The organism is Nocardia neocaledoniensis (assembly GCF_029868625.1).
Taxonomy (GTDB): Bacteria; Actinomycetota; Actinomycetes; order Mycobacteriales; family Mycobacteriaceae; genus Nocardia; species Nocardia neocaledoniensis_A.
In genome coordinates, this window is record NZ_JARWOJ010000309.1 from 49,005 (window position 1) to 57,821 (window position 8,817).

The following is an 8,817-nucleotide window of genomic DNA, read 5'->3' on the forward strand; positions in this document are numbered from 1 at the left end:
GCGGAGTGGAGCCGGTCGGCTGGAGCGGTGGGTGGTGCCCAGATCTGGCGCCCGCTTACAGCAAGGCCGCCAGGGTTTCCGCCTGCGCGGTCAGATCCGCGCTGCGATCCGTGGCGCCGAGGCGTTCGTATTCGAGTGCGGTGGCTCGTCTTTCGTCGATTTCGCGGCGGACGATCGCCTCGATGTCGGCCTCGGTGAGATGGCGGCGGCTCACCTCGGCGACGCCGAGGCCCACAGCGCTGTCTTCCAGCGCACCGGCTTTCACGTCCGCGGCGTCGACAGCTTCGGCATTGTCGATGGCTCCCAGCGCTGACCGCAGTGCCGAGACCGCGCTGCGGTCGCGGGCCTTCATGGCCGGCTTCAGAGCAGCGCGCAGCCGGTCACGCAGGGCGGGTGCGAGCTGATCCGACGCTTCGGGAGTCATGCTCGTCGAGGGTAATCGGGGCGCTCGAGGCCGTCGAGAGAGTTTACGAAGCCGCGAATGCGCTCATCGACCTCGCGGATCTCGCCCCGCGCGGTGTCAAGGCGGTGTTGAGCTTTGTTGCCGCCCTGGGTCCCGCACTCAGTCGATCAGCTGGTCGAGCACGACGCCACTGACTGCGATGAGCGACATCGCCACCACCGCGAAGGTCGTGATCGTGACAAGCCGTGCACCCGCCGTCACCCGCCCGTGGTGCAGCGACCGACCGCGGGACCAACCGAGGGCACTCACGAGCAGCGCGACGACCGCCGCAACGAGCGGAAGGGCGATGGTCGGCCACCCGTCGCGGGTGACCTCGTGGGCGAACAGCAGCGCGCAGCCCGCCGCACCGAGCGACGTGCGCCGCCACGCCAACGCCGTCCGTTCCGAGGCCAGAGTCGCCGGCACTGTCACGACAACACCACCGGACCCGTGAAGAGCACCGCCACCACGGCAGCGACGACCAAAATCCCGACGACTGGAAGCGTGACGACCAGCCACCCCTCGCCGACGACGAGGTGGGCGAAGAGCAGCGCGCAGCCCGCCGCACCGAGCGACCTGTGCCGCCACGCCAGCACCGTCCGTTCCGAAGCCAGAGTCGCCGACGCTGTCACGACAACACCACCGGACCCGTGAAGAGCGCCGCCACCACGGCAGCGACGACCAGCCACCCGCCACGGGCGGCCGCGTCCCCGAGAGAAGTACGCAGCCCGCCGCGCCGAGCGAGGTGCGACGCCACGCGAGCACCGTCCGTTCCGAAACCGGAGTCCCCGGCGCTGTCACGACGGCACAGCCATACCCGTGTGGGGCACTGCAACCGCGGCCACGGAGTCCGGCAGCGCGACGACCAGCCACCCGCCACGGTGACCTCGTCGGCAATCAGCAGCGCACAACCCGCCGCACCGAGGGATGTGCGCCGCCGCCACGCCGACGCCGTCCGTTCCCAAGCCAGAGTCGCCGGCGCCGTTACGACAACACCGCTGCGCCGGCGAGAAGGGCCGAGACCACGACCGCGACGAGTGGGAGAGCGACGATCAGCCACTCTGTCGCCGGGGACCACGTAGGCGAACCGAAGCGCCCGGCCTGCCACGCCGAACGAGGCACCCCTCCGCGGCGGTGCGGTGCGGTCCACGGTCAGAGTCGGTGCGGTCACGACAGGAGCACCGCGAGGCAGGCGAGGACCGCCACGACCGCCACGCCGACCGACAGCACGGGCACCAGGATCGTGCCGGGCAGTGGCGTGCCCGCGCGCATGGCGACATTCACCCGGCGCCAGTGCCGAAATGCCCCCAGCGCCACCGCGAACGACATGACCAGGCAGCTCACCGCGATGAGCCCGCCGAAACCCGCGAGGCGTAACGGCTGCACCAGTGTGTGCACCGCGACCCCGCCCGCGAGCAGGCCCAATGCGGTCCGGATCCACGCCAGGAATGTCCGCTCGTTGGCGAGCGTGAACCTATAGTCGACCTCCCCTTCTCCGTCCTCGGACTCGCCCCCGACCTCGGGCAACACCATCACCACCACCTCCGAGGATCCATTTTGCCGCCGACCCACCCAGCAGGACGGAAACCGCGCCGACCCCGCCCTGTTCCGATGTGGGTGTCGCGCAGCGTGCCGATGGCACAGGGTTGCCCCGACGCCGAGGGGCCACGGGATCGGGGCTGACCTTGGTGCGTCGTCAGCAGGCTGCGGTGTCTGCAGCTCTGGAACTCCGGGCATGCTCGCACCCGAAGACCCGAAAGGGCCGGTGGCAGTACGGGCCACCGACAGCGGTCGGCCCGCCCACCCTCTGACGCCGAGAAGGCCGCCGCCCGGCAACGTGCCGCCGAGCCTCGGCATCGACGCGTGGGATGCCGTGGTGTGCCGCCGCTTTCAGGCGCGCGGGTGAGCTTGGTCGTGAACCCGTTTGAGACGTTCGACCGAGACGTGGGTGTAGAGCTGGGTGGTGGCCATGCTGGCATGGCCGAGGAGTTCCTGGACTACACGCAGGTCGGCGCCGCCCTCCAGGAGGTGGGTGGCGGCGGTGTGGCGCAGGCCGTGCGGGCCCATGTCGGGGGCGCCGGGAATGGCGCCGACGGTGTCGTGGACGACGGTTCGGGCTTGCCGCTGGTCCAGGCGGCGGCCGCGTTGACCGAGCAGGAGCGCGCGGCCGGAGTGGTCGTTGACGAGGGCGGGTCGCCCCGCGCGCAGCCAGGCGTCGAGTGCCGTGTCGGCAGGACCGCCGAACGGGACCGAACGTTCCTTGTTTCCTTTGCCGAGCACACGGACGAGCCGCCGTTCCCGATCGATGTCGTCGATGTCGAGTCCGCACAGCTCGCTCACGCGGATACCGGTGGCGTACAAGAGTTCGACGATCAGCCGGTCTCGCAACGCCATCGGGTCCTGTTGAGCGGCACCGGATTCCGCAGCATCCATCGCCTGGGCGGCTTGGCCAAGCGCCAGCACGGCGGGTAATACCCGGTGCGCCCTCGGTGCCTGCAGCCGCAGGCCGGGATCGACGGTGAGCCGTCCGGTCTCGGTGAGCCAGGCGGTGAAGGTCTTCGCGGCCGAGGCTCGCCGGGACAGGGTCGTCCGTGCGGCACCGGCCGCGGCGAGTTCGGCCAGCCACGACCGCAGCAACGGCAGGTCCAGCTCACGCACGGCGGAGTCCGGCGACCTCGCGTAGAGGTGTTCCAGCAGCGACCGCACATCCCCGAGATACGCCCGCACCGTATGCGCCGACCGATTCCGCCCCAACCGCAGATGCCGCCCGAACTCGGTGAGCAACGCGGTCAGATCATCGGGCAACACATCCATCCCCCCACGGTCGCCCCTCCCCCGCACCCACGCAACCCACCACGCCGCGGCGAACCAGCTCAGCGGCCGCAACCTCCGCTGCATCCGCGGGCCAGACCGCGCTGGAGCAGCCCAGAGCGCGACAACCTGTCGCGCCGCGGCGGCCTCGTCGTAGGTGTACCCGCGCCGCGGCAACCGGTCCCCGTCGTGGGCGTATCCGGCCCTGGCGATGTGCGACAACGGCGGACCACCAACATCCCGTCGCGTTCGGCCGCGGCCAGATCAGGACTCAGGCATCGTGGCGTCTCGGGCCCGAGCCGGCTCGTGACGCTCGGACGCGGGCACTTCTCAACACCCACCCGCACATCGGGATCGGATGCGGAACCACCCGTCGGAATCGCAGCCGACCAACTCGGCCAGCTCCAGGCTGACGAGAACGGCTCGGACAGTGGCCAAATCGTGTCCGGATTGCTGGGCCAGCTCTGCGGGGAGGCGGGTGCCGACGGCGGGGAGGGCGGCGTACACATCCGCTTCGACCCCGCGCAGGTGGGCCGCCGGGTCCGGCGCCTCGTTGTCGGCGCCGGGGAGGCGTAGGGGGCCCGCTTCGTCGATGACGTCCTCGGCCCTGGTGACGAGCAGCGCCTCGCCCTCCCGGATCATTCGGTGACAGCCCGCCGAGGAGGCGGAACCGACCGGACCCGGCACCGCCATGGCCGGTCTGCCGAGGCGGCGCGCCCATTTCACCGTGTTGCGGGCGCCGCTGCGCAGCCCGGCTTCGACCACGAGGACACCGTCGCCCAGCGTCGCGATCAGGCGATTGCGGGCGAGGAAGCGATGTTTCTGCGCGCTGGTGCCCGGTGGGTACTCGCTGACGACGAGGCCGGAGTCGGCGATGGCGGTGAGCAGGCGGTCGTGCTGAGCCGGGTAGGGGCGGTCGACGCCGCAGGCCAGGACCGCGACCGTCGGTCCGCCGACGGCCAGTGCCGCCCGGTGCGCGGCCGCGTCGATGCCGAAGGCCGCACCGGAGACGATCGTCCAGCCACGGCCCGCGAGGTCGCAGGCGATCTCACTGGCCACCTGCACGCCGTAGCCGGTGCTGCAGCGCGAACCGACCATGGCGACGGCACGTTCGGAGGCCGCCTGCAACGACAGCGGCCCTCGTGCCCACAGCACCAGCGGCACGGCACCCTCGCGGTCACGATCGGCATCGAGCTGGCTCAGCCCGAGCATGCGCCACTGCGGCCACTCCGCGTCGTCGGGTGTGATGACCCGCCCGCCGAGACGTGCCATCGCCTCCAGGTCGGCCGCCGCCGAATCCAGTTCGCGGCGTGCGGCTGTCGGCCCACGCAAGGCATCCGGCAACTCGCATTCGCGGACGGCGCGGGCAGCCTCACACACCCCGACCGACGCGATCAATGCCGACAGCGGCGCACAGGGCCCCTGCACGACTCGCGACAGATAGACCCACGCCAACCGCCGCCCATCCGCCCCGGCGTCCAGATCCACAACCCCGGTCACCGGGCACCTTGTTCCCGAAAGAGCAACGGCGACAAGGACACACACCGTGCCTTTCCCATCGACGACCAGCCGGCCAAGCGGGAGGGATCGTTTGCTCGCGACCGGCACACCTGTACCGGCCCGCCGCTCATTGCGCACCCCGCTGCCGAAAGTTCAATGCCGACAGCACATCCTGCACACTCGGCAGTTCCCCACCACGCAGATCACAGATGGTCCAGGCGACACGGATCGCGCGATCGGCGCCACGGGCCGACATCCGGCCGAGCCGCAATGCCGTATCGATCGGCGCGATCGACTCGCGGGGCAACCGGAAGCGCTGGCGCAGGATATGGCCTGGCACTTCGGCATTGGTCGCCCAGCCGTCGGCGCTCCAGCGGTGCGCGGCCCGCGAGCGGGCCTCGGCAACGCGCGCGGCCACGGTCGCGCTGGTCTCCGCGCTGGCGTCGCCGAACGTGGCGCCGGCCTGGCCGTGCATCTGCACCCAGATGTCGATGCGGTCGAGCAGGGGCCCGGACAGTTTGCCGAGGTAGCGGCGCCGGGCCAGGGGCGCGCAGATGCAGTCGACGTCGCGGGCCGGCGCGCACGGGCAGGGGTTGGCTGCCAGGACCAGCTGGAACCGGGCGGGGTAGCGCGCGACACCGTCGCGGCGGGCGATGCGCACCTCGCCCTCTTCGAGGGGAGTACGCAGCGCCTCGAGCACTTTCGTGCCGATCTCGGCGCACTCGTCGAGGAACAGCACGCCCCGGTGTGCCCGGCTCACCGCGCCCGGCCTGGCCATGCCGGAGCCGCCACCGATCATCGCGGTCACGGACGTGGAGTGATGCGGGGCGACGAACGGCGCCAGGGTCATCAGCGGCTGTTCGGCCGACAGTGACCCCGCCATCGAATGGATCGCCGTCACCTCGAGCGACTCGGGCTCCGACAGCGGCGGAAGCAGGCCGGGAAGGCGTTGCGCCAGCATGGTTTTGCCGATCCCGGGCGGGCCGGTCAGCAGCAGGTGGTGACCACCCGCCGCGGCGACCTCGAGCGCCCAGCGCGCCTCGTCCTGGCCGACCACATCGCTCAGATCACCGCTGGGTGCCGCCGCGCCGGGCACGACCCCGTCCGGCTCGAGCAGGGCGCCTTCGCCGCGCAGCCAGGCGACCACCGCCCGCAGGCTGGTCGCCCCGAGCACCTCGATGCCCTCGACCAAGCCGGCCTCGGCCACCGCGTCGGCGGGCACCACCACGGTCGGCAATCCCGCCGTCCGCGCCGCGATCACGGCGGGTAACACACCGCGCACCCGTCGTACGCGGCCGTCGAGAGCGAGCTCACCGAGCAGCACGGTCTTCGCCAGCCGCTCGCCCGGCACCGCGCCGGACGCGTCGAGCACCGACACCGCCAGAGCCAGGTCGTACACGCTGCCCACCTTCGGCAGCGTCGCGGGCGACAGGGCCAGGATCACCCGCCCGTCCGGCCACTTCTCCCCGGTGTTGGCGACCGCCGACCTGACCCGGTTGCGTGACTCCTGCAGCGCGGTGTCGGGCAGCCCGACCAGATTCACCGAAGGCAGGCCCTGACCGATATCGGCCTCGATCTCCACCAGCTGACCGTCGACACCGGTCACCGCGACCGACAACGCCCGTCCGAGCGCCATCAGAACGCGGCGGTCAGGTGGTCGATGACGGGCCGGTGCCCGCGCGGGACCAGCACCGACACCACGTCGAACCGGATCCGGCGCCACGGCCCTTCCTGCTCGGCCAGCCACAGCAGCGCCAGCCGCCGGATCCGCTGCTGCTTGCTGAAGGTGACCGACTCGGCAGGCACGCCGAAACCGAGCCCCGATCGCGTCTTCACCTCGACGAACGCCGTGATCTGCGGATCTTGGACGATCAGGTCCAGTTCGCCGTAGCGGCACCGCCAATTGCGGGCGACGATCTCCATTCCCGACTCACGCAGATACTGCGCGGCCAGCTTCTCCCCGTATGCGCCGAGCGCCTGCTTGTCTGCCATGGCTGCCAGCGTGCCGCCCGGCGCCGCCGGCATCCGTCCGCCGACCTGGGCGAACAACAGACCTGTGGACAACCGCCCGCCTGTGGACAACCACGGGCGGGCGGGGCGGCATCACTCCGGCAGCCGCAGGTCCGGCTTCTCCAGTTCCTCGATGTTCACGTCCTTGAACGTGATCACCCGTACGTGCTTGACGAAGCGCGCCGGGCGGTACATGTCCCACACCCAGGCATCGCTCATCCGCACTTCGAAGTAGACCTCGCCGTCGGCGTTCTGCGGCCGCAATTCGACAGAATTGGCCAGGTAGAAGCGACGTTCGGTCTCCACCACGTACGAGAACTGGCCGACGATGTCCTTGTACTCGCGGTACAGGGACAGTTCCATCTCGGTTTCGTACTTCTCGAGGTCCTCAGCACTCATCGGGTGGGAAGTCCTCCTTCTAGCAGCGCCGCGTTCATAGCTGACATCATCGCGCATGCGCGGCGCGGGGAGCCACTCGGCTACCGCTCGGCACCTCGAGGTCGCGCACATTGCGCCAAGATCGGCGGTGTTCGGTGCTCGGTCCGAGTTCGCGCAGCGCCGCCGTGTGCTCGGGCGTGTTGTAGCCCTTGTGCGCGGCGAAGCCGTATCCGGGGTGTTGCGCGTCGAGGTCGACCATCATCCGGTCCCTGGTCACCTTGGCCAGGATGCTGGCCGCGGCGATGCAGGCCGCGGCGCCGTCCCCGCCGATCACCGGCAACGACGGAGCGGGCAGCCCGGGGACCTTGAATCCGTCGGTGAGGATGTAGCCCGGGGTACGTCCCAGACCGGCGACGGCCCGGCGCATGCCCTCGATATTGGCCACGTGGATGCCGATCGAGTCGATCTCCCAGGCGGGCACCACCACGACGCTCCACGCCAGCGCCAACCGCTGGACGACCGGGAACAGCTCCTCACGGGCCGCCTCGGTGAGTTTCTTGGAGTCGTCGAGCCCGGACAGCTTGTCGTAGGCCTTGGGCGCCAGCAGGCACGCGGCGATCACCAGCGGCCCCGCGCACGGGCCGCGCCCCGCCTCGTCGACGCCGGCCACCGGGCCGAGGCCACCGCGGATGAGCGCCGCCTCGAGCGTGCGTAGTCCCCCGGCCCGGCGCATCACCACCCGCGGCGGCCAGTTCGTCCGATCCTGCCCCACAGTTCGATTGTCCCCGTGTCTCAGTTTTCCTGCGCGTTCTGGCTCTTGACCGGACCCATCCGGCCCGGCGGCCAGATCTTGAAGACCGTCTTGCCGCGCACATTGTCCACCGGCACCGTGCCCTGCAGGTCGTCGCTGACGTGGGCCCGGGAATCGGCCGACTCGTTGCGGTTGTCGCCCATCACCCAGAGGTTGCCCTCCGGCACCTTCACCGGGCCGAAGACGCGCCCGGCCGGGTAGACCGCGTTGGGGCGGTCGGTGAACCAGGGGTAGTCCTTCTTGATGTAGGGCTCGTCGAGCGGTTTGCCGTCGACCATGACGCGGCCCTGCGGGTCACAGCACTGCACGGTCTGCCCACCGACGGCGATGACGCGCTTGACGAGGTCGTTCTCGTCCGGCGGCACCAGGCCGAAGTAGGAGAGGAAGTTCTGCACCCCGCGGATGACGGTGTTGTCGGAGCGCACCGACTTGTAGTGGCCGTTCCACGACGGCGGGCCGACGAAGACCACGACATCACCGGGACCGGGTTCGGAACCGTAGTAGCTGATCTTCTCGACGTAGATGCGGTCGCCGATCAGCAGCGTGTTCTCCATCGACTGCGACGGGATCACATAGGGCCGCCCGACGAAAGTGACCATCAGCGCGGCGATCACCGCGGCGATCACGATCAGAATCGGCAACTCCTGCCAGAACGGCCGCTGCTTCTTCGCGCCGCGCGCTCGTTTGCGCCGTCCACCTTCGTCGCCCGAATCGGACACCGACACCGACCCACTTTCGTCTGCCACGCCGAACAGAGTAGCGGGGGGCCCCCCCCCGCAGAGGGGCGGCGGGGGGGCGGGGAGCAGGGTGGTGGGTTAAGATAAACCCAGAAAAGAGGGTGTTCTTTATTTTTTGGGGGGGGGCG

The 8,817-nt window shown here is 70.4% G+C and carries 11 protein-coding genes; all 11 read right to left on the minus strand.

Features of this window, described 5'->3' with window-relative positions; all coding sequences use genetic code 11:
* Positions 1-55: 55 nt before the first annotated feature.
* Positions 56-424, minus strand: a complete 369-nt coding sequence (locus tag QH270_RS23190; RefSeq protein WP_280346114.1) for a hypothetical protein — start codon at positions 422-424, stop codon at positions 56-58.
* A 138-nt stretch (positions 425-562) separates the two neighbouring features.
* On the minus strand, positions 563-874 hold the full coding sequence (locus tag QH270_RS23195; protein ID WP_280346117.1) for a DUF202 domain-containing protein: 312 nt from the start codon (positions 872-874) through the stop codon (positions 563-565).
* A complete protein-coding gene (locus tag QH270_RS23200; protein ID WP_280346120.1) occupies positions 871-1,074 on the minus strand; it encodes a DUF202 domain-containing protein in 204 nt (67 codons plus the stop codon). Before QH270_RS23200 ends, QH270_RS23195 begins: the two co-directional genes overlap by 4 nt.
* 535 nt (positions 1,075-1,609) lie before the next feature.
* Entirely contained in the window at positions 1,610-1,975 is a 366-nt protein-coding gene (locus QH270_RS23205; RefSeq protein ID WP_280346122.1) for a YidH family protein, read from the minus strand.
* Between the two features lie 357 nt (positions 1,976-2,332).
* A complete protein-coding gene (locus QH270_RS23210; RefSeq protein ID WP_280346124.1) occupies positions 2,333-3,256 on the minus strand; it encodes a tyrosine recombinase XerC in 924 nt (307 codons plus the stop codon).
* A 327-nt stretch (positions 3,257-3,583) separates the two neighbouring features.
* Positions 3,584-4,753, minus strand: coding sequence for a DNA-processing protein DprA (gene dprA, locus QH270_RS23215; RefSeq protein WP_280346126.1), 1,170 nt, complete (start codon positions 4,751-4,753; stop codon positions 3,584-3,586).
* A gap of 127 nt (positions 4,754-4,880) precedes the next feature.
* Positions 4,881-6,389, minus strand: coding sequence for a YifB family Mg chelatase-like AAA ATPase (locus QH270_RS23220; protein WP_280346128.1), 1,509 nt, complete (start codon positions 6,387-6,389; stop codon positions 4,881-4,883).
* A complete protein-coding gene (locus QH270_RS23225; RefSeq protein ID WP_110035873.1) occupies positions 6,389-6,745 on the minus strand; it encodes a YraN family protein in 357 nt (118 codons plus the stop codon). Before QH270_RS23225 ends, QH270_RS23220 begins: the two co-directional genes overlap by 1 nt.
* 111 nt (positions 6,746-6,856) lie before the next feature.
* On the minus strand, positions 6,857-7,162 hold the full coding sequence (locus QH270_RS23230; protein WP_011210678.1) for a DUF2469 domain-containing protein: 306 nt from the start codon (positions 7,160-7,162) through the stop codon (positions 6,857-6,859).
* Positions 7,163-7,208: 46 nt separating this feature from the next.
* Positions 7,209-7,913, minus strand: a complete 705-nt coding sequence (locus QH270_RS23235) for a ribonuclease HII (RefSeq protein WP_280346131.1) — start codon at positions 7,911-7,913, stop codon at positions 7,209-7,211.
* A 20-nt stretch (positions 7,914-7,933) separates the two neighbouring features.
* Positions 7,934-8,698: a signal peptidase I gene (gene lepB / locus QH270_RS23240; RefSeq protein WP_373867099.1), complete on the minus strand. Its 765-nt coding sequence runs from the start codon at positions 8,696-8,698 to the stop codon at positions 7,934-7,936.
* Positions 8,699-8,817 lie beyond the last annotated feature (119 nt).